This is a genomic window from Nocardioides gilvus (assembly GCF_003194605.1).
In the GTDB taxonomy this organism is placed as follows: Bacteria; Actinomycetota; Actinomycetes; order Propionibacteriales; family Nocardioidaceae; genus Nocardioides; species Nocardioides gilvus.
The window spans coordinates 568,529-588,017 of sequence record NZ_QHKY01000001.1 but is presented as its reverse complement, the minus strand read 5'-3'; the positions used below and the strand labels follow the sequence as shown (position 1 = coordinate 588,017).

17 protein-coding genes are annotated in these 19,489 nt (G+C 67.9%); 9 read left to right on the top strand and 8 right to left on the bottom strand.

Annotated features, from left to right (window positions below; translation table 11 throughout):
- On the bottom strand, positions 1 to 390 hold the full coding sequence (locus DNK52_RS02855) for a hypothetical protein (RefSeq protein ID WP_110239309.1): 390 nt from the start codon (positions 388 to 390) through the stop codon (positions 1 to 3).
- Between the two features lie 60 nt (positions 391 to 450).
- Between DNK52_RS02855 and DNK52_RS02850 the strand changes: the two genes are divergently transcribed.
- Together DNK52_RS02850 and DNK52_RS02845 are read left to right on the top strand one after the other, a co-directional pair.
- Positions 451 to 2,064: a WS/DGAT/MGAT family O-acyltransferase gene (locus tag DNK52_RS02850; protein ID WP_275426128.1), complete on the top strand. Its 1,614-nt coding sequence runs from the start codon at positions 451 to 453 to the stop codon at positions 2,062 to 2,064.
- A complete protein-coding gene (locus tag DNK52_RS02845; RefSeq protein ID WP_110239305.1) occupies positions 2,061 to 2,423 on the top strand; it encodes a DUF6912 family protein in 363 nt (120 codons plus the stop codon). The genes DNK52_RS02850 and DNK52_RS02845 overlap by 4 nt, the downstream gene beginning before the upstream one ends.
- A 15-nt stretch (positions 2,424 to 2,438) precedes the next feature.
- Here DNK52_RS02845 and DNK52_RS02840 read toward each other — a convergent pair whose 3' ends face one another.
- Positions 2,439 to 2,921: a DUF2505 domain-containing protein gene (locus DNK52_RS02840; RefSeq protein ID WP_110239303.1), complete on the bottom strand. Its 483-nt coding sequence runs from the start codon at positions 2,919 to 2,921 to the stop codon at positions 2,439 to 2,441.
- Positions 2,922 to 2,993: 72 nt separating this feature from the next.
- Here DNK52_RS02840 and DNK52_RS02835 point away from each other — a divergent pair, with 72 nt between their 5' ends.
- Entirely contained in the window at positions 2,994 to 7,862 is a 4,869-nt protein-coding gene (locus DNK52_RS02835; protein WP_110239301.1) for an NAD-glutamate dehydrogenase, read from the top strand.
- Between the two features lie 35 nt (positions 7,863 to 7,897).
- Here the strand turns inward: DNK52_RS02835 and ku are convergent, their stop codons facing one another.
- The gene (ku, locus tag DNK52_RS02830) at positions 7,898 to 8,869 is read right to left on the bottom strand and encodes a non-homologous end joining protein Ku (protein ID WP_110239299.1); all 972 of its coding nucleotides are present in this window, start codon (positions 8,867 to 8,869) and stop codon (positions 7,898 to 7,900) included.
- Positions 8,870 to 8,941: 72 nt separating this feature from the next.
- Between ku and ligD (DNK52_RS02825) the strand changes: the two genes are divergently transcribed.
- Together ligD (DNK52_RS02825) and ligD (DNK52_RS02820) are read left to right on the top strand one after the other, a co-directional pair.
- Positions 8,942 to 9,901: a non-homologous end-joining DNA ligase gene (ligD, locus tag DNK52_RS02825; protein ID WP_110239297.1), complete on the top strand. Its 960-nt coding sequence runs from the start codon at positions 8,942 to 8,944 to the stop codon at positions 9,899 to 9,901.
- Positions 9,898 to 10,824, top strand: coding sequence for a non-homologous end-joining DNA ligase (gene ligD / locus DNK52_RS02820; protein WP_110239296.1), 927 nt, complete (start codon positions 9,898 to 9,900; stop codon positions 10,822 to 10,824). Before ligD (DNK52_RS02825) ends, ligD (DNK52_RS02820) begins: the two co-directional genes overlap by 4 nt.
- 46 nt (positions 10,825 to 10,870) lie before the next feature.
- On the opposite strand, the gene DNK52_RS02815 is transcribed toward ligD (DNK52_RS02820), so the two are convergent.
- The 3 genes from DNK52_RS02815 to DNK52_RS02805 are packed head-to-tail and all read right to left on the bottom strand — an operon-like array spanning position 10,871 to position 12,583.
- A complete protein-coding gene (locus DNK52_RS02815) occupies positions 10,871 to 11,422 on the bottom strand; it encodes a glycosyltransferase (protein WP_110239294.1) in 552 nt (183 codons plus the stop codon).
- Positions 11,423 to 11,424: 2 nt separating this feature from the next.
- Positions 11,425 to 11,880 carry a glycosyltransferase family protein gene (locus tag DNK52_RS02810; protein WP_239455346.1) on the bottom strand — a complete coding sequence of 152 codons (456 nt, stop codon included), beginning with the start codon at positions 11,878 to 11,880 and terminating at the stop codon, positions 11,425 to 11,427.
- Between the two features lie 25 nt (positions 11,881 to 11,905).
- Positions 11,906 to 12,583, bottom strand: a complete 678-nt coding sequence (locus tag DNK52_RS02805; RefSeq protein WP_239455345.1) for a response regulator — start codon at positions 12,581 to 12,583, stop codon at positions 11,906 to 11,908.
- 466 nt (positions 12,584 to 13,049) lie between these two features.
- Here DNK52_RS02805 and DNK52_RS02800 point away from each other — a divergent pair, with 466 nt between their 5' ends.
- Positions 13,050 to 13,745 carry a helix-turn-helix transcriptional regulator gene (locus DNK52_RS02800; protein WP_110239290.1) on the top strand — a complete coding sequence of 232 codons (696 nt, stop codon included), beginning with the start codon at positions 13,050 to 13,052 and terminating at the stop codon, positions 13,743 to 13,745.
- Positions 13,746 to 13,850: 105 nt separating this feature from the next.
- Here DNK52_RS02800 and DNK52_RS02795 read toward each other — a convergent pair whose 3' ends face one another.
- Positions 13,851 to 14,447, bottom strand: a complete 597-nt coding sequence (locus tag DNK52_RS02795) for a DUF6801 domain-containing protein (RefSeq protein ID WP_162598566.1) — start codon at positions 14,445 to 14,447, stop codon at positions 13,851 to 13,853.
- A 270-nt stretch (positions 14,448 to 14,717) separates the two neighbouring features.
- On the opposite strand from DNK52_RS02795, the gene DNK52_RS02790 reads away from it, so the two are divergent.
- From DNK52_RS02790 to DNK52_RS02780, 3 genes are all read left to right on the top strand, one after another.
- Positions 14,718 to 15,419, top strand: coding sequence for an ATPase, T2SS/T4P/T4SS family (locus DNK52_RS02790; protein ID WP_110239286.1), 702 nt, complete (start codon positions 14,718 to 14,720; stop codon positions 15,417 to 15,419).
- A gap of 228 nt (positions 15,420 to 15,647) precedes the next feature.
- Positions 15,648 to 16,703 carry an LPO_1073/Vpar_1526 family protein gene (locus DNK52_RS02785; RefSeq protein WP_110239284.1) on the top strand — a complete coding sequence of 352 codons (1,056 nt, stop codon included), beginning with the start codon at positions 15,648 to 15,650 and terminating at the stop codon, positions 16,701 to 16,703.
- Between the two features lie 625 nt (positions 16,704 to 17,328).
- Positions 17,329 to 17,892 carry a rolling circle replication-associated protein gene (locus DNK52_RS02780; RefSeq protein ID WP_204163341.1) on the top strand — a complete coding sequence of 188 codons (564 nt, stop codon included), beginning with the start codon at positions 17,329 to 17,331 and terminating at the stop codon, positions 17,890 to 17,892.
- A gap of 175 nt (positions 17,893 to 18,067) precedes the next feature.
- Here DNK52_RS02780 and DNK52_RS02775 read toward each other — a convergent pair whose 3' ends face one another.
- Positions 18,068 to 19,468, bottom strand: coding sequence for a recombinase family protein (locus DNK52_RS02775; protein WP_110239280.1), 1,401 nt, complete (start codon positions 19,466 to 19,468; stop codon positions 18,068 to 18,070).
- Between the last annotated feature and the right edge of the window lie 21 nt (positions 19,469 to 19,489).

Genomic DNA, 19,489 nt, shown 5'->3' with positions numbered 1-19,489 from the left:
TCAGCGCACTTCGAGCTGCATCACGACGACGTCAGGATCGTGCAGCTCGACCTCGACGATGCCCGGCTGGTCGATCACCAGGTCGTGCGCGGTCACGCCGTCGATGAATTCGAGCTCCTGCTCGGGGGTGGAGTGCACGTGCAGGGAGCCCTCGCGGTCCGCGGTGATCTCGATCGGGACGCTCTGGCCGCGGGGGAAGTCGATCCGCTCACCCAGAGGCGAGATCCCGTCGTCGGTGATCGAGATCTTCACCGTCTCCCGGGGAGCGTCGGCGACCTCCTCGCCGCCCTCCTCCGGCTCCGCGGAACAACCTGCGAGGACGAAGGCCGCGGCGACGAGCGCAACCCCGCGAACGGTGGTGCGCGAACGGGAAAACAATCGGACAGACATCTGGGCCGAACTCCTCTGGCTGGGTTCTTTCTGCCAGAATCCCATGAGCAGGCAAATGCAGTGAGAGATGGGGACACATTGAATGAGCGGCTGCGGCCACGGGACCTGGCCATCCTGGCCATGGATTCTGCTTCCACCCCCATGCACAACGCGACCCTCGAGGTCTTCGACGCCGGCGACTCCGACTTCGGTCACGCCCGTGTGGTCGAGCTGATCGCCGACCGCATCTCGTACGTCCCCCGCTACCGCCAACGCCTGCAGAAGGTTCCCGGCCAGCTGGCCAACCCGGTCTGGGTCGACGACACCGAGTTCGACCTCAGCTTCCACGTGCGACGCTCCGCGCTCCCTCGACCCGGCACGATGGACCAATTGCGTGAGCTGACCGCACGGATCGTCTCGCGCCCCCTCGACCGCAGTCACCCGCTGTGGGAGGTCTACGTCATCGAAGGCCTGGAGCACGGTCGGGTCGCGATGCTCTCCAAGTCCCACCAGATCCTCGTCGACGGGGTGGAGACGGTCGACCTCGGTCAGGTCATCCTCGACCACGACCCGTCGCTGCGCGCCCTGGGCCACGACGACGAGTGGCAACCGCGCCGTACGCCGACCCCCTCGGGCCTGCTGCTCGGCGCGCTCACCGACAACCTCGAGTCGCCGCGGGTCCTGGTGCAGAGCGCCCGCAGCAACCTCGGTGCCCTGAAGCGGGCCGCCTCCTCGGTCGCCCAGGTGGCCAACGAAGCAGCGGGGGTCTTCTCCTCGGGACGGCCCGCGGTCTCCTCGCCGGTCATCGGTGAGCTCTCCCAGCAGCGCCGCGTGCTCACCGTCGAGACCGATCTGGCTGACTACCGCAGCATCCGACGCGTGCACCGGACGACCGTCAACGACGTCATCCTGGCCACGGTCACCGGTGCCCTCCGCAGTTGGTTGATGGCCCGCGACGAGGCGCTGTACGGCATCAAGAAGATGAAGGCGATCGTCCCGATGTCGGTGATCGACGACGAGCTGGAGGCGACGTCGCTCGGCACCCAGGTGATCGGTTACGAGGTCAACCTGCCGGTGGGCGAGGTCAGCCCCGTGGTCCGGCTGCTGCAGGTCAGCTACAGCTTCCAGGGGCACAAGGAGGCGGGTCGTTCGGTGAGCGCCCAAAGGCTCACCGGCATCTCCGGCTTCGCGCCGACCACCTTCCACGCGCTGGGCTCCCGGGTGGCGGCCGGCGAGCTGCGCCGAGGATTCCAGCTGTCGGTGACCAACGTGCCCGGTCCGCAGTTCCCGCTGTACGCCGCCGGCGCCCAGATGCTGGAGAGCTACCCGATCCACCCCCTGCTCCCCGGGCACGCGCTGGCCATCGGCGTGACCTCATACGACGGCAAGGTCTACTACGGCATCACGGCTGATCGTGACCTCGTCCCGGACGCCGACGTCCTCGCCCAGAGTCTGCTGGAGACGCTCGAGGAGCTGTGCGACACGGCCACGGGTGCCCGCCCGCGCGCGCCGCGTGGACGCAAGGGCGGCTCCGCGCAGCGACCCAGGAAGAAGACGGCGAGCAAGAGGTCCGCGACCAAGAAGTCCGCGACCAGCAAGTCGCCACTCAAGCGCGGGGCGAAGAAGGCTGCGGCGCAGCCGAGCGACGAGGCGGCCCCTGACCCGAAGTCCCCCTCGGGCCAGGAGAAGAAGTGACGGTGCGGTTGTACGTCCCGGCCACCGTCCGCGGCCTGCGGACGATGGTGGACGACCAACGCTTCGTCTCCGAGCCGGGAGCCGAGCCGGTGCTCGCGGAGGCCGACGACGAGGAGAGCGAGTACGCCGCCCTGATGACCGCCGCGGATCTCTCGACCGCACTGGCCGTGCAGGCCGACGTCGCCGGTCTCCGTCGCGTGGTCGTGGTGGTGGAGTCCCCGGTGTCCGCACTGTCGGAGCCCGTCCCGCTGCGTGACGTGGTGGCGGTGCACCTGGACACCGAGGACCGTGCCCGGGACGCAGATCCTGACGACGACCTCGCGTGGTTCGCGCCGACGGAGCTGGCCGAGCTGCTCTGAAGTCTCGGCGTCGGGTCAACCAGCCAGATGCGCCGTGCCGACCTCGTGTTCAGTGCGCAGCGCGGAGGTGAGAAGACCGTGGACCACACCCTCCAACTTGCCGCCGACCAGCGGGATCGAGACCTTGATGTCGAGTGAGATCGTCTCGACGCATCGCCCGCCGCGCTCGGTCAGCGTCACGGTCCCGGAGATGTGGCCCGGCTTGTCCGGGATGCCGACGCTGTAGGTGCCCTGGTGCAGGTCGCTCCACTCCTCGCGCTGGACGATGGTGATCTGGTCCCCGACGACCTTGGCGGCGAACGAGGGGATCTTCTCCACGGCCTGGAGCCGCTCGATCCTGATGTCGGCGGCGTCGCCGTCGTCGGTGATGTCGATCTGGTGACTGAGCACCCGTTGCCGCGTGCAGACCTTCTCGCGGAAGGAGGGGTCGCGCAGCATCGCCGCGACGTCGGCCAGTGGTGCGTCGTAGGTCAGTTCCTGCTCGAGTCGCTTCGTCATGACGACATCCTCCCCGATCAGGAGAGAGGGAGAAGTGTTGTCCGCGTCACGTCTGACACCTAGGGTCGGAGCGTGCCCACCACTCCGGAGGAAGAGAAGTTCGCCGTGCTCGAGCAGGCGGCCTCGCTCGTGAGCGACGACCCCGACGAGGTCGCGCACCTCGTCGGGCCCTACTTCCGGCACGTCGCGCCCGAGGACGTCGTCGCCAGAGGTGCCCGGGCGCTGGCCGAGGTGGTGGCCAGCCATCGTCGACTGGCCGTGTGCCGCCCCCAGGGCAAGGCCCTGGTGAGGGTCGTCGACGCCGAGGACCGGTCGGTGGTCGAGGTGGTCACCGACGACATGCCCTTCCTGGTCGACTCCGTGACGATGGAGCTGACCCGCCAGGGTCGTGGCATCCACCTGGTCGTCCACCCACGGTGGCTGGTGCGCCGGGACGTGACCGGACTCCTCGAGGCGGTGACGCCGCTCGACGACGCGGTGGCCGCCCCGGAGGGCGACAGCGAGACCGAGTCATGGATCCGGGTGGAGGTCGACCGGGTCGGGGACGCCGAGGAGCTGACGGCCGGCCTCGAACGAGTGTTGAGCGACGTACGGGAAGCGGTCGAGGACTGGCAGCGGATGCGCAACCGGGTGCGGGCCCTGGCGGACGGGCTGGACCAGACTCCGGCGGACGTCTCGCGCGAGGAGGTGACCGCAGCCCAGCAGCTCCTGGCGTGGCTGGCCTCCGACCACTTCACCTTCCTCGGATGCCGCGAGTACCGCCTGGAGACGCGCCCGGCACCGGCCGAGGACGATGGATCCGGGGACCCGACCGAGACCGAGGAGATGTACCTGCGGCCGGTGGCCGGCTCCGGACTGGGCATCCTGCGCGCTGACCCGGACATGAACCTCGCACCGCGCGCGCTGGGCGAGGCCGGGCGCCGAGCGGCGTTGGCGCGGACCCCCCTGATCCTGACCAAGGCCAACTCGCGCGCCACCGTGCACCGCCGTGCCTACCTCGACTACGTCGGCGTACGTCTCTACGGCGCGGACGGGGAGGTGGTGGGGGAGCAGCGGTTCCTCGGACTCCTCTCCTCGGGCGCCTACACCGAGTCGATCCTGCGGATCCCGGTGGTGCGCGAACGGGCTGCTCGGGTGTTGGAGGCCGTCGGGTTCGACGCGCGTTCGCACGCGGGCAAGGCCGTGATCGACATCCTGGAGAACTACCCGCGCGACGAGCTCTTCCACACCGGCGTCGACGACCTGGTCCCGGTGGTGCGCAGCCTGTTGTACGCCGGCCAGCGCCGTCAGCTCGCGGCGTTCGGTCGCCGCGACCCGTTCGGCCGGTTCGTCTCGGTGCTCGTCCACCTGCCGCGCGACCGCTACAACACCGGCGTCCGGGAGCGGTTCGCCGAGATCCTGCGCACCGAGCTGGCCGGCGACGAGGTCGAGTTCACCGTCCGCGTGGACGAGTCGCCCACCGCCCGGGTGCACTTCGTCGTCCACCCACCGGCCCGGCAGCACGTGGGCCAGTTCGACCGCGAGCGGATCGAGCGACACCTCGCCGCGGCGTCGCGGTCCTGGCGTGACGACTTCCTGGCGGCAGCGACCTCCGTCACCGACACCACCCGTCTCGGGACGTGGGCCGAGGCCTTCCCGGAGGGGTACAAGGCGCAGTTCCCGGCCGAGGTCGCAGCACTCGACATGCGGCGGGTCGAGGCTCTGCTCGCTGACGGGGGTGACGAGGGGTTCGACCTGGCGTTGGTCGAGGACCCAGCGGTCGAGGGTCGTGCGGAGCGGCTCGCTCGCCTCAAGGTCTACCGGGTCGGGGACAGGCTCTCCCTCTCCCGGGTGCTGCCGCTGATCGCCTCGATGGGTGTGGAGGTCGTCGACGAACGGCCCCACGAGCTCGTGGGTCTCGGCGTCGAGACCTACGTCTACGACTTCGGCCTGCGGCACCCCGGCCCGCTGCCCCACGCCGACTCCGCCCTCTTCACCGAGGGGCTCCGGGCCACCTGGGACGGCCGCAACGAGCTCGACGGACTGAACGCACTGGTGTTGCGGGCGGGACTGACCTGGCGCCAGGTCAGCTGGTTGCGCGCCTACGCGAAGTACATGCGTCAGGGCAACGCACCCTTCGGCCTCGACAGCATCGAGGAGGCGTTGAGCAGCAACGTCGACATCACGCGGGGTCTCGTGGAGCTCTTCGAAGCCAGGTTCGACCCGGCGGCGTTCGACGACGACGCGTCGCGCGCCGCAGCCGAGAGCCGGATCTCCGACCGGCTCGGCGCGGCCCTGGAGGAGGTCGCCAGCCTGGACCACGACCGGATCCTGCGCTCCTACCTGACGCACCTGGGGGCCACGCTGAGGACCAACGCCTACCGGCACGACGACGGGGAGCCGAGGTCGTACGTCGCGCTCAAGTTCGACCCCACCGGCCTCCCCGACCTCCCGGCGCCCCGGCCGGCGTTCGAGGTCTTCGTCCACTCACCTCGCGTGGAGGGGGTGCACCTGCGCTTCGGTGCGGTGGCCAGGGGTGGCCTGCGCTGGTCCGACCGTCGCGACGACTTCCGGACCGAGGTGCTGGGTCTGGTGAAGGCCCAGATGGTGAAGAACACCGTGATCGTGCCGGTCGGGGCCAAGGGCGGGTTCTACGCCAAGCAACTCCCTGACCCGAGTGACCGGGAGGCCTGGTTGGCCGAGGGCATCGCCAGCTACCGGACCTTCATCTCGGGGCTGCTCGACATCACCGACAACCTCGTCGAGGGTGCCGTCGTGCCACCCGACGACGTGGTGCGCCACGACGCCGACGACTACTACCTGGTGGTGGCGGCCGACAAGGGCACGGCCTCGTTCTCCGACATCGCCAACTCGCTGGCCCTGGAGCGCGGCTTCTGGCTGGGTGACGCATTCGCGTCGGGCGGGTCGGTCGGCTACGACCACAAGGGCATGGGCATCACCGCCCGCGGCGCCTGGGTCTCGGTGCGGCGGCACTTCCGCGAGCGCGGGATCGACTGCCAGCGCGAGGAGTTCACCTGCGTCGGGATTGGCGACATGTCGGGCGACGTCTTCGGCAACGGGTTGCTCTGCTCACCCACGACCCGGCTCCTCGCGGCCTTCGACCACCGTGACGTCTTCATCGACCCGACGCCGGACGCCGAGACCTCGTACGCCGAGCGACGCCGTCTCTTCGAGCTGCCTCGCTCGAGTTGGCAGGACTACGACCGCGACCTGATCTCGCCCGGAGGTGGGGTCTTCTCGCGTTCGGCGAAGTCGGTGCCGCTGACCGACGAGATCAGGACCGCGCTGGGGATCGAGCCGCACGTGCAACGGCTGCCACCGAACGAGTTGATCCGAGCGGTGTTGCGGGCGCCCGTCGACCTGCTCTGGAACGGCGGCGTCGGGACGTACGTCAAGAGCTCGCTCGAGAGCCACGCGGAGGTGGGCGACAAGACGAACGACGCGTTGCGCGTCGACGGCCGGGAGTTGCGCGCCAGGTGCGTGGGGGAGGGCGGCAACCTGGGCTTCACCCAGGCCGGGCGCATCGAGTACGCCCTGGAGGTAGGCGGTCAGATCAACACCGACTTCATCGACAACTCGGCAGGCGTCGACACCTCCGACCGCGAGGTCAACATCAAGATCCTGCTCGACCGGGTGGTTGCGGCCGGCCGGCTCGAGGCGGGGCAGCGCAACGACCTGCTGGCCTCCATGACCGACGAGGTCGGCTCGCTGGTGCTGCACGACAACTACGAACAGAACGTGGCCCTGGCCAACGCAGCCTGGGCGGCACCGGCACTGCTGCACGCCCACGAGGACTGGATCCGCGAGCTCACCGCGCGTGGGGTCCTCGACCGCGAGCTCGAGGGGCTGCCGTCCAAGAAGGAGGTACGACGTCGTCTCGAGTTGGGGGAGGGCCTCACCATGCCCGAGCTGGCCGTCCTGCTCTCGTGGACCAAGATCGTGCTGGCCGATGACCTGCTGGCCTCCGACATCCCGGACGACCCCTACCTGCGCGGTGACCTGATCAGCTACTTCCCCAGCCCGATGCGTCAGGACTATCGCTCCCAGATGCTCGACCATCCGTTGCGTCGGGAGATCATCACCACCGAGGTGGTCAACCAGTTGGTCAACGGGGCCGGCATCACCTACTGGATGCGGTTGGCGGCCGAGACCGGCCAGAGCCCCGCAGAGCTGACCCGGGCCAACTTCGTGGCCAGGGAGATCTTCGGGGCACCTGCCCTGCGGGTCGAGGTCGATGCGTTGGACAACCGGCTCGCGGCCTCTGCCCAGACCCGGATGCGGATCGAGATGCGTACGTTGGTCGAGCGCGCCTCGCGCTGGCTCGTCAACCAGTACCCGTCCCCCCTCGACAGCGAGGAGATCGTCGACTCGGTCAGCGTGCCGGTGCAACGCCTGATGGCAGGACTGCCCGAGATGCTGCCCGGGGTCGAGCACTCGGCCTTCATCGAGCGTCGCGACGGGCTCGTGGGCGAGGGTGTGGACGTGGAGCTGGCGACCCGGGTCGCGGTGCTGCCACCGGCGTACGCGCTGCTCGGTGTCGTGGAGACCGCGCATCGTGACGGGTTGCCGCCCGACCGGGTCGCGCGGGTGCACTTCGCGCTCGGTGAGCGGTTGGGCCTGCCTCGTCTGGTCCGGGCGGTGGTTGGCCTGCCGCGCGCAGACCGTTGGCAGGCGATGGCGCGAGCAGCCCTGCGCGACGACCTGTACGCCGTGCACGCCCGGCTCACCGCCGACGTGCTCGCCGTGGCGCGGGCCAGTGGCGACGCCACCGAGGACGGCGACATGGGTGAGGACGACGCGGTCGCGCGGTGGGAGGAGTCGCGCGGGGCGAAGGTGGCCCAGGCGGTCGACACCTTGACCGACATCCTGGATGACGAGGGGGACCTGGCCCGGATGTCGGTGGGCCTGCGGGTGGTACGGGGGTTGACTGGCCCGGCGTGAAGACCGCCCAGACCAGTGGTGTCTGACCAGAGATGTCAGCTGGCCTTCTTGGCGGGCTGCTTCCGGGCCGGGGCCTTCTTCGCTGTGCTCTTCGTGGCCGTCTTCTTGGCTGCCGTCTTCTTGGCCGGGGCCTTGTCGGCCGAGCTCTTCTTCGCGGCGGCCTTCTTGGCGGCGGTCTTCTTCGCGGGTGCCTCGGTGGTCTTCGTCTCCTGCACCTTCTCGCCGCGAGCCTCCTTGGCAGCGTTGACGGACTTCTGCAGCGCGGCCAGCAGGTCGACCACCTCGCCCGACGACTTCGTGCTGGTCGGCGTACGGGTCATCTCCCCGCCCTCGATCTTGGTGCGGACCAGTTCCTCGACCGCTTCGGCGTAGTCGTCGGCGAACTCGGCGGGATCGAAGTCACCCGAGAGGGTCTCGACGAGCATCTTCGCCATCTTCACCTCGGACTCCTTGACCTCGTCGACCTCGACCGAGAAGTCAGGCGTGCGGATCTCGTCGGGCCACATCATGGTCTGCAGCACGATCACGTCACCGGCATCGGTGGGACGCACCCGCAGCACGGCGACCGAGGTGCGTTGCCGCAGGGCCACGGTGACGACCGCCATCCGGTCGGCCTCCAGGAGCGCCTCGCGCAGCAGGGCATAGGCCTTCGCGCCACTCTGGTCGGGCTCGAGGAAGTAGCTCTTCTCGAAGAGCATGGGGTCGATCTGCTCGCTGGGGACGAACTTCTCCACCGAGATCTCACGCGAGGAGGTGACGGGAAGGTCCTTGAAGTCGTCGTCGGTGAGGACGACCATCTCACCGTCCTCGGTCTCGTACCCCTTGGCGATCTCGGAGTAGGGGACCTCTTCGCCGTCGATGGAGCAGACGCGCTGGTACTTGATCCGGCCGCCGTCACTCTCGTGCACCTGGCGGAAGGAGACGTCGTGCGACTCGGTGGCTGCGAAGAGGCGCACCGGCACGTTGACGAGGCCGAACGAGACCGATCCCTTCCAGATGGCACGCATGGTGAGGCTCCTCTTTCGTTGCCGGCGGGGTTCCAGTATCGCGCAGAACCACGGATCGGGAAGGATGGTGCCATGCGTCCGATGCTGGCCACCCGTGGCGACCGTGTCCCGAGCGGCGACGAATGGTGCCACGAGGTGAAGTGGGACGGGATGCGGGTCCTCGTCGAGGTCAACGCCGGAAGGGTGCGGTTGACCAGCCGCAACGAGAACGACGTCACCGCGACGTTTCCCGAGCTGGCCTCGATCCACGTGCCCGACGTGGTGCTCGACGGCGAGGTCGTCGCCTTCACCGATGGTCGACCTGACTTCGGTGCCCTGGCCGGCCGGCTCCAGCGTTTCGGACGCTCCGCGAAGAGCTCCTCGTCGGCGACCCCGGTGACGCTGCTCGGCTTCGACCTCCTGCGGCTCGAGGGGCGCGACCTCATGAACGAACCCTTGGCCCTGCGCCGGGAGCTGTTGGAGTCGCTCCACCTGGGGGACCACCTGGTGCAGGTGCCACCGACGTACGACGACGGCGACATGTTGCTGGCCGCCACCCGCGACCAGCAGCTGGAGGGGATCGTCAGCAAGCGGCTCTCCTCGCGCTACGAGATCGGCACCCGCAGCCGCGCGTGGCTGAAGTTTCCGCACCGGGCCCGTACGTCGTGGGTCGTCGGCGGGTGGCGCCCCGAGACCGGTTCGACGCACCGGCTGGGGGCGATCCTGGTGGGGGAGCCGACCCCGGACGGGTTCGTCTTCCGTGGCCGGGTGGGCAGCGGGATCGCCGGTCGGGCAGGGGTTGACCTCAAGGCGCTGCTCGAACCACTGGCGGTCGCCGACTCCCCGTTCAACGCACCGTTGCCGAAGGTGGACGCTGTCGGGACGCACTGGGTGCGTCCCGAGCTGGTCGTGGACGTGGAGTCGCTGGGCTTCTCGGCCCACGCACGGCTGCGTCAACCGTCGTTCCGCGGCGTACGCCCCGACCTGGCACCCGAGGACCTGGCACCCGAGGACCTGGCACCCGAGGACCTGGCACCCGAGGCGTTGGCATGAGCGAGGTGGCCGTTGACGTGGAGGGTCGGCGTCTGGTGATCAGCAACCTGGACAAGGTGCTGTATCCGCGGACCGGCACCACCAAGGGGGAGGTGCTGAACTACTACGCCCAGATCGCGCCCGTGCTGCTCCCGCACCTGGCTGAGCGGTGCGTGACCCGGATCAGGTGGCCGCACGGGGTCGCGGACAAGAGCTTCTTCGAGAAGAACGTGCCCCACCGGACGCCGTCGTGGGTGCGGACGGTCGAGGTGCCCACGACCGGCTCACGTGGCTCGGGCTCCAGTGGTGTGCTGCGCTTTCCTGTCGTCGAGGACCTCGCCACCCTGACGTGGCTGGCCAACCTCGCGGCCCTGGAGCTGCACGTGCACCAGTGGCAGGTCGGACCGGGCGACGAGATCCTCGCACCGGACCGGCTGGTCATCGACCTGGATCCCGGCGAGCCCGCTGGTCTCCACGAATGCGCGCAGGTGGCTCTGATGGTGCGTGAGGCGCTCGCCGAGCGCGGCCTGGAGGCAGTGCCGGTGACCAGTGGGAGCAAGGGGCTCCACCTGTACGCCGCACTCCCCGATGACACGCGCGTCGACTCTGCCGGTGGGGGGTCGGGGGAGGAGGAGCAGAGCACCCGGATCGCCCGCGAGGTCGCCGAACTCCTCCAGGCCGCCCATCCCCGCCTGGTCACCGCGACGATGACGAAGAGCCGACGGGGCGGCAAGGTCTTCCTGGACTGGTCACAGAACTCGACGTCGAAGACCACCGTCTCGCCCTACTCGCTGCGTGGCCGGGAGCGTCCGACGGTGGCGACGCCCCTGACCTGGGACGAGGTCACCGAGGCATCCGAGGACCCGTTGGCGCTCGACCAGTTCGGCTTCGAGGAGGTCCTGGCGCGGGTCGATCAGCACGGCGATCTCTTCGTCCTCGACTGACCGATGTTTGCCGGACGGCTGGCGGGGCCTCTTGCGGGGCGTCTGGTCAGCGTCGCAGGAGCCGACGCCGGGGCCGGGCCCGGGCCGCCTCGACGAGCTCACCGAACCGGAGGACCGTGTCGCTGCGGTGTCCGGCGTGCCCGTGCTCGGGACGCCCCTGCTCGCGGGTGAGCCGGACGGCGTCGCGCAACTCGTCCAGCGTGGAGACGAGACGGATCGTGCCCTCGTCGCGGAGACGGGCCGCGAAGTCCAGCTGGTGTGAGTCGACGTGTTCGCCCAGGTCGGGGTCGCGCGGGATGACGATCGGCACGTGGCGTGCGGCGCGGGCCTCCATGATCAGGCCCGGGCCGCCGTGCGTGATGACGACGTCGGCGACGTCCATCACCCGGGTGAGTTCATCGATGCCCAGCATCGGGGCTCCGGACAGGGAGGCCGGCGTCTCGAGCGGCCACGGGGTGAACCCGTGCTGGACGAACCACTGGCTCCCGTCCTCAGCGGCGAGCTCGGCGGCCCACCGCACGGCCCGGTCGTACGGGTGGTGGTCGGTGCCCAGGAGGACGGCGACGCTGGGCGGTGGTCCCGGTCGAGGTCCGGACACGGTCACCACACCTTGCCGACGAGCACGGCGCCGGGGTGGAACTGTTGTTGTTCGGGCCACTGGACCAGGAAGAGGTCGGTGACCGGGCCACAGAGTCGCGCCGTGAGGGTGGGGGAGTCGACGCGGTCGATGACCTCGAGGTAGACGGTGCGGCACTCGCGCGCAGTGAGGCGGCTGAGCCAGAAGAAGGGGACGGCCACGGCCGCGCCGGTGCTCACGATCACGTCGGGACGGTAGCGGCGCAGCTCCCGCCACGCCACGACGGTGTTGCGGAGCAGGTTGCGCACGTTGCGGGTCGTGGGGTGATGAGCCCAGGTCACCGACTCGCCCTCGAGCTTGCTCAGCGCGTCGGCGGTGTCGAAGGTGACCCAGTGGCGATCGTGCTCACTCCACCACGGCGACAGACAGGTCATCTGGGTGAGGTGTCCACCGGACGAGCCGACCAACAGGATCTTCACGGCGTCGAGGCGCTGCCGCTATGAGTCAGTGCTTCGGGGCGGGTGCGATCCACCCGGCGTTGTGGGCCAGACCCACGGCACCGATCTGGGAGCTCACCTCGAGCTTGGCCAGGATCGACTTCACCTGCGTACGCACGGTGGCCTCGGAGACCACGGAGGCCTCGGCGATCTGACGCACCTGCTGACCGTTCATCAACTGGCCCAGCACTTCGGACTCGCGGGCAGTGAGACGGTGCAGCCGCTCGACGAGGTCAGCAACCTGGGCCCGCTCCTCCTGCCAGTGGCGGACGAGGTCCTCGCGCTCCTCGAGCGTCATCACCGGCCGACCTTCTCCGATGAGGCGGATGGTGGAGAGGATCTCGTTGAGGGGTGCCGTCTTCTCCATGACCTTGCGGGCGCCGAGGCGCACGCAGTGTCCCCAGCGGGAACGGTCGGTGGAGCCGGTCAGCACGACGACGGCGGTGCCGGCGCGGGCGACGGGCTCGATGAGGCGACTGCCGTCGGCGTTGCCGAGGTCCAGGTCGAGGAGCAGGACGTGCGGCTGGTGCTTCATCACGGCCGGCAGCAGCGTGGTGGCGCTGTGCAGATCCGCGGGCAGGGGCACGCGACGTACTTCGTGGCCCTTGAGCTCCAGCGCGATCTGGAGTGACTCTGCGAAGAGGGTGTGGTCCTCGATCACACACACGCGTGATGCGCCCCTCATTCCCATGCCCTCCTGAGCTCGCTGCCGTCCGGAGACTCCGGGCGCCGCGACATTTGACTCCTGCGAGACATCAGCACTGCGGTCGGCGGTCCTCATCGTAGTGGCGCTCCCCCATGTTGTGTGGGGGAACATGCACTCTCGGTGAGTACTTCGGTCGCTGGCGCGTCCTTGGTGCGGTTCTCCCCCGCATGCACACTATGGGCGAACCGGGGGTCGAGTGGGCAGGTCTCAGCGTGCGGATGCCAAGTATTGGGTATGCGGCTCAGGGGACGGCTCCCGGTGGTGAGAACCGGGGTCGCGTGGGGGCTCGTCGGCGCCGTGGACGATGCGCTCATCCATATTGGGTAAATGGAGTGAGTACCAGTACTTTCTGGCGCAGATCGCGATCCCACTCACTTCGGGGCTGCCACTCTTGGAGGTGGACCGTTCGGAGTGATCGGTCGAGCAGGAAAGAGGAGCGCAGGCGATGACGTACAAGGAGCCCGCCGTTCCGGACCAGGTTCCCAGCGTGGCAGTGCTGGCCGAGGGGCAGGTGGTGGGCGAGACCATCGCCCTTGCCCTGGACTCAGCGCAGTTCGCGGTCGAGAGTTTCCACTACCCCCGCGCGCGGAGCGAGCTGCTCGAGACCCGTCGCAAGGTCACCGAGCGGCGAGCCGAGGTCGGCATCGTGGTCGCCGAGATCGACGACGTCGCCCAGTGGCGCGGCGTGGTCGGGATCATCGAGACGATCCCCGCGCGCTGGATCGTCGTGACGGGATCGTCCAACCTCACCCGGTGGGGTGGCCTGATCGCTGCCGGCTGCCACGGCGTGGTGTCCATGTCGACCGACATCGAGCGCCTGGACCAGGTCGTGCGCTCCGTCGCCGCCGGTGGTCCGGGGATGAGCCCCGACGACCGTGAGCAGGCGCTGCAGGCGTGGGAGGCGATCGGACCGGCCCGACGCGAGTTGATGAAGCGGATCGCTGCTCTGTCGCGCCGCGAGTGGGAGGTGCTGGGGATGCTGAACGACGGGCAGTCGATCACCACCATTGCCGCGGCCGGGGGAGTGAGCGAGGGCACGGTGCGCAGCCAGGTCCGTGCGATCCGGCAGAAGCTAAACGTGAAGTCGCAGTTGGCGGCGGTCGCGTCCTACCAGGAGGCGCTGGAGTTCGACCGGGTGTGAGCTCGGTCCTCGCGTAGGCCGTGGGTCACCACGTGCCAGCCAGAACGTGAAACAGGGGGTGTCCCGGCCGAAGCCGGGACACCCCCTGTTCGTGGTGCGTGTGGATCAGGCCACGGTGAAGGTGGCGATCGTGTAGTTGGTACCCGGCTGCCGGGTCAGGTTCGCGGTCTGCTCGCCGAGGCTGCCGAGGGACAGGTCAGCCACGATGTCCTCGAGGGAGATCGTGAAGGTGCCAGCGGCGTCGGCGGTGAAGCTGGTGCCGGGGCCGGTCGTGGTGATGACCATGTCGCCGGAAGCCGGAACCGTGGTGAGCGGAATGGTGACAGTGGCCGGGAGCGGGGCGGGCTGGCCCTGCACCGTGTACGGCGCGCTGGCGGTTCCGCTGACCTCGGTCACGCCGAAGAACGCGATCGTGTTGCGGGCCGAGTTCGGCACCGTGATGACGGCGGTGAGCTCGGGCGCCGGAACGACCGTGCCGACGGGCAGGTTGACCGGCACCTCTGAGGTCAGCGTGACGGTCCACACACCCAGGTCAACGACGCCGGGAATCGCGGCGGCGAAGGGCAGCGGCTCGGTCGTGATCGTGGTGAAGCTGGCACCACTGGTCGCGAAGGCCGGAGCGGCGGCAGCGACGGCCACGACGGGGGCCGACCATGCGGCGGTGCGGAGAACGGAGCGCCGGGACGGCGTGAATGAAGACATGTGCTGTTCCCTCCAAGGAATGGGTGTGGGGCTACTCAACGGAATAAACCGTTGTGTCACAAGCAGTTACCTGCTGTCGCTCACGATATGAGATGGGTCACGCCAGAGGTGAATCGGGGGACGCAAATCGGCTCGCCGTCCGCTCAAGAGTTGGGTAAATCCGGCCAGGAGCGGCTGTTTGTCCACAGATACGCCGTTCTGTCGATGCAGACCTGGCTCCGATCTCGCTAGCGTCCGCATGCCATCGCCGACCACCGGGACAGGACCTCCATGAACGCCATTGCGGCCACGCTGACGACGCCCGGGCGCGCCGTCCTGGCCGGCTCCGGCGCCTCGTCGGAGACCGTGGAAGCGCTCGACCTGCAGTTGCGTGACGCGGTGCGACGCGAGGGGGTCGACCCCCAGCGCGGCATCGACGTCGTACGCCACCTCGCCCGCACCCTGGTCCGGGAGCACGACGACCGCTCGCTCACCGGGGCGGTCCCGCCCGTGGACGATCCCGCGAGCCTGGTCGAGGAGCTGGTGGCCCGGGTCGCCGGCTTCGGGGCGCTCCAGCCGTTGCTCGACGACCCGAGCGTCGAGGAGATCTGGATCAACGACCCCTCGCGGGTCTTCGTCGCTCGCAACGGTCGCCACGAGCTCACCAACCTGGTGCTCACCTCCGCGCAGGTCGACGAGTTGGTCGAACGCATGCTCAAGTCCAGCGGCCGCCGCATCGACCTCAGCCGCCCCTTCGTCGACGCGATGCTTCCTGAGGGGCACCGCCTCCACGTGGTGCTGGAGGGGATCAGCCGGGGTTTCACGGCAGTCAACATCCGCAAGTTCCGTCTACAGGCAGCTCGTCTCACCGAGTTGGTCGAGCTGGGCAGTCTCACGGCGAGCGCCGCGGAGTTCCTCGAGGCCTCGGTGCGCGCCGGCCTCAACATCTTGATCGCCGGAGGGACGCAGGCCGGCAAGCCCACAATTCCTTAGGGCACCCTGTGTGAGGATGGCCCCCAAGACCAACAGATGGGGGAAGCAAGTGGAGTGGTTCTTCGACGGCCTCGGGACGATGCTGATCGGACTGGTTATAGGGGCAGGGGTTAGTGGTCCGGTGGGATATCGCTTGGCAGTGCGGAATGTGCGCCAAAGTCAGCGAGCGGGCGATAATGCAATTCAGACTCAAGCCGGAGGAGACCAGAAGATTCGCAAGGGCCAATCGTGAGCGGCCAAACGCAGCGCGCTGGCGACAACGCAAAACAAATCATGGTGGCTGGCGACTTCAATGAGAACATTACGTTGGACCAGGCGATGGAGGTTGCCGAACTCGTCGCCAGGAGGGTTGTCAGCGAGCATTTCGAGAAGGCTGACGCGCTGGGAGTCGTGCGCATCGAAAAACTCAACGAGCGAGTGCTGAATCGTCTAAACGCTCTAGACAAATTATCAGCCTTCGCTGACCCTGCCTTTCAAGTCCTGCTTAGAAAAGCACACATTGGGGCCGCCTCTACCGAACGCGACGGCGACTATGACATGTTGTCGGAACTGCTCACCCAAAGGGTGGAGCGAGGGGATGATCGTCCAATCCGAGCCGGAATAGATCGAGCCGTCCAAGTCGTCGACCTCCTCGATTCGCAAGCGCTCAATGGTCTGACGGTTCTGCAGGCAGCGTCTCAGTTCTCGCCGGCCTCGGGACAGGTTGAGTTTGGACTGGCGACCATGGACAGGTTGTTCGGTCAGTTCGAAATGGAGGATCTCCCCGAGGGGTTTGACTGGCTTGATCATTTGGACCTTCTCGATGCGGTTCGCGCGAGTAGGAGTGGCACTCTGAGGCGCTTCGCTGATTACTACGGCGAGAGCAAGACGCCGGGGTATCTGGCGTCTGGTATATCCTCAGAATTGGTCGATGGGGTCCTGGATAATCAGGGTGGGAATATCCTGCGGAAGGCAGTCATTGATCACGAGTTGAAGCCCGGCTTTTCGCGGGTGGGGCATCCATCGTTGGGTAGCCTTGAAAAAGCTCTCGAAGCCTTTCGTGATGAAGCAGAAGTTGCCGAGGCGATTACTTTGGCAAAAGGAACGTTCGGGCTCGGCTCCGTAGATCCCGACCTCAAAGAGCAGTTCGCGAGCGCTCTGGACGCAAAGCCGAATCTGGCAATTCTGCGTGCCTGGTGGGACGCGATCCCTGGCTCGGTCCATGTCACTCCGGTGGGGAGGGTGCTGGCGGTCGCTAATGCAAAGCGCTGTGACGAGGTGGGACTCCTCCCGCCTCTCGACTAGCAGCCTGTTGGGGACGGCGGGCGCAGCCCGCCCTTCACTTGAAATAGCAACACAACTCGTCGTCGTCGCGGCCTTGCCTGGGCGGCGGCTCTCTCGGGTCCGCAGGGGCCCCGCGCGGACGTTTTTCCCGCGTGGGGGAGCGGCGAGCCGCAGCACCGATAGGCAGGGCGGCGATGTGCGCTGTCCCCTCTTCGGCGTGTTCGGGGTGCAGGATTTGTTGAGATGATGCATCCTGTGGGTGGTTCTAAGAGTTCGGGGAAATCCCGTTCCATGACAGAGACAAAGCCAGGCCGGAAGTTAACCGGGCCGAATGACCAGCAGACGGCTGCGCGGTCGCATATTCGGTGGCGACAAATACGCAGGCAGCCGTGCGGGACCAGTCTCCTGTCGCTGCGTCCCGAAAGTCTCTGTCATGGCCGATCGCTCTCGCCATCTGCGTCCCCTGCTTGCACCACAGGCCGCGTGGAATCTCAACCTGTATCCCGGTGCGTTCGAGGCCGGGGGGTCATTCCAGCCGTCGACTCGTGCTCCCCGCACGTACGTTCCTGGAACTTCTGCCGCTGATCCTGATCGTGCACGTCAGGAAGCGGGTCGGCGCGCTCGTTCGCGTCTGCGTCGGTACTGCGTGGAGAACGGGCTCAATCGACTCGTCACCCTGACCTACGAGGGTTCGGGGTGTCACGATGAGCGGCAGATTCGTGAGGATGTCGGGGTCTTCGTCCGGAAACTCCGGCAGGGTCTGGGCGGGAAGCCGCTGCCCTATGTGTGGGTGCCGGAGTGGCACAAGACCGACCACGGTCTGCACATGCATCTGGCCCTCGGGCGATACGTGCACCGCAGCCAGTTGAAGGCCGCCTGGGACGCGCCCGGTGCCGGGTTCGTTCACATCAAGTTGCTGGGCGATCTGGCTGTCGGCTCGGGACGGGTGGGGGAGGCGCGTAAGGCAGCGGGCTACCTGGGCAAGTACGTCGGCAAGTCGTTCGAGGATCGGGAACGCACGCGTTCGCTCAAGCGGTATGAGGTCGCTGAGGGGTTCGCCCCCAGGGCTGTACGGCTGACGGGTCGCTCGGCGGATGAGGTCACGGAGATGGCCTGCGAGCGCATGCAGGCATCGCCGTCCTGGTCTTGGAACTCTCATGAGGTCGAGGACTGGAACGGCGCTCCGGCTATCTCGTTGCGGTGGTCGTGATGGGCTGGGCAGACGATGTGCGGGCGCTGGTGGAGCAGACCTGTGCGGATCAGGGGGTTCCGGTGCAGGTCACAGATCCGAGCACGGTTGAACGGGTGATGGTGCTTCTAGGTCGGGCGGAGGCCGGGGGCGGGCGCAAGCGCGGCAGCGCGAGCACGCGGCCGGGTCCACCCGGTTAGAGACGCCAAATCGGATTGACGCGCTCGATGGCGACTGCTCGGGTGCCTCGGGTGCCGGGCATGATCTCCACGTGATCGACTAGTGCTTGGACGATGTTGCGCTGTCGATCGAGGTTGAGTTCTCCCCACTGTCGGCGCAGGTCGGCTCCGTTGCCGATGTAGGCGTCAAGGTTCCTTGTCCCCGTTAGGCCGGAGAGACGGCGTCGTGCTGCGTTTCGTCGTGCCTCGATGGCATCCCGTGCGCGCATCCACTCCGGTGGCGTGATCGCCCGGTTGGTGTAGAGGTCGGTGAGTTCTTCGAGCTGTGAGGTATCGGCAGCGATCTGCTTGCCGAGTTCAGTGGCCAACCCGTCGTCGTGGATCCGTCCCGCCAGGGCGTCGTGGAGCAGGGGACTGTCGAGGCGCTGGAGGACTGCCTCGCTCACGATCTGTTCCAGGGGTGCCGCTGAGATGGCCATGCGTCCGCAGCCGCCGAAGTCGTGGCCCGAGCGACACAGGTAGCGCCGTTCCTCGTAGCGGGGGACCGAGTACATGACGCTGCCGCACAGTTGGCAACGGCACATGCCTGAGAGCAGGTAGCGGCGTGCTGTTCGGTTGGTTCGTCGCTCGGGATTGGTGAGCAGGAGTTGAAGAGCCTCGCCGCGCTCAGGAGAAATGATCGGCTCCCATACGGCAGGTCCCAAGGCTTGCCCGCGATGGACCCTGACGCCGTAGATGCGCGGGTTGAGTAGGAGTTGACGAATAACCGGGGTGCGCCACTCCTTGCCTGTCACTGTCGTGACCCCCTCCTCGGTGAGCCATCGGCCAAGACTGGTCAGGCTCTCGCCCGCCAGGGCCCTCTCCGCGAGCGTGCGGATGATCTGAGCCTCTTGGGCATCGTGGGTGATCCGGTCGGATTGAAAGCCAAACGGCCTGGTCCCGCCCCCGTGCGGGCGACCTGCCTCGGCAATCTCCTGCATCTTGCGGCGTCCGCGTCTGCGCTTGCTGTCGCTCTCGTTGGCGGCCACGGCCGCAAGCACGCGAGCCATCAACATCCCGTCTCCGGTTCCCAGGTCGAATTCGCCGTGGACCGTCCGTAGGTCTGCGACTCCAGCGCGCGCGCAGGTTCGGGCGAACTCTTCGAGTTCGATCGGGCGTCGGTGTAGCCGGTCGATGTGCCACACGATGATCGCGTCTCTGATGCCTTCTTGCAGGTCTTCCAACATTCGCTCGTAGGCCGGGCGTCGCTTGCCGGAGTACGCGCTGATGTCGTCGTCGACGTACTCCTCGGCCACCGTCCAGCCCATCCGCTCCGCCTCGGCTCGGCAGTCCGCGAGTTGCCGCTCGATACCGAGACCCGCTCCCTCGCGGTCCTGTGAGATGCGGGCGTAGATCGCAACGCTGGTCCGTGTGGTCATGAGGTGACACTAAGGCATGGT

Excerpts from the sequence above, each read along its gene's own strand:
- DNK52_RS02790 (WP_110239286.1), top strand. The coding sequence starts at position 14,718 with ATGAACGCCATTGCGGCCACGCTGACGACGCCCGGGCGCGCCGTCCTG.
- DNK52_RS02805 (WP_239455345.1), bottom strand. The coding sequence starts at position 12,583 with ATGAGGGGCGCATCACGCGTGTGTGTGATCGAGGACCACACCCTCTTC.
- ligD (WP_110239296.1), top strand. The coding sequence starts at position 9,898 with ATGAGCGAGGTGGCCGTTGACGTGGAGGGTCGGCGTCTGGTGATCAGC.
- ligD (WP_110239297.1), top strand. The coding sequence starts at position 8,942 with ATGCGTCCGATGCTGGCCACCCGTGGCGACCGTGTCCCGAGCGGCGAC.
- ku (WP_110239299.1), bottom strand. The coding sequence starts at position 8,869 with ATGCGTGCCATCTGGAAGGGATCGGTCTCGTTCGGCCTCGTCAACGTG.
- DNK52_RS02795 (WP_162598566.1), bottom strand. The coding sequence starts at position 14,447 with ATGTCTTCATTCACGCCGTCCCGGCGCTCCGTTCTCCGCACCGCCGCA.
- DNK52_RS02800 (WP_110239290.1), top strand. The coding sequence starts at position 13,050 with ATGACGTACAAGGAGCCCGCCGTTCCGGACCAGGTTCCCAGCGTGGCA.
- DNK52_RS02855 (WP_110239309.1), bottom strand. The coding sequence starts at position 390 with ATGTCTGTCCGATTGTTTTCCCGTTCGCGCACCACCGTTCGCGGGGTT.
- DNK52_RS02775 (WP_110239280.1), bottom strand. The coding sequence starts at position 19,468 with ATGACCACACGGACCAGCGTTGCGATCTACGCCCGCATCTCACAGGAC.
- DNK52_RS02840 (WP_110239303.1), bottom strand. The coding sequence starts at position 2,921 with ATGACGAAGCGACTCGAGCAGGAACTGACCTACGACGCACCACTGGCC.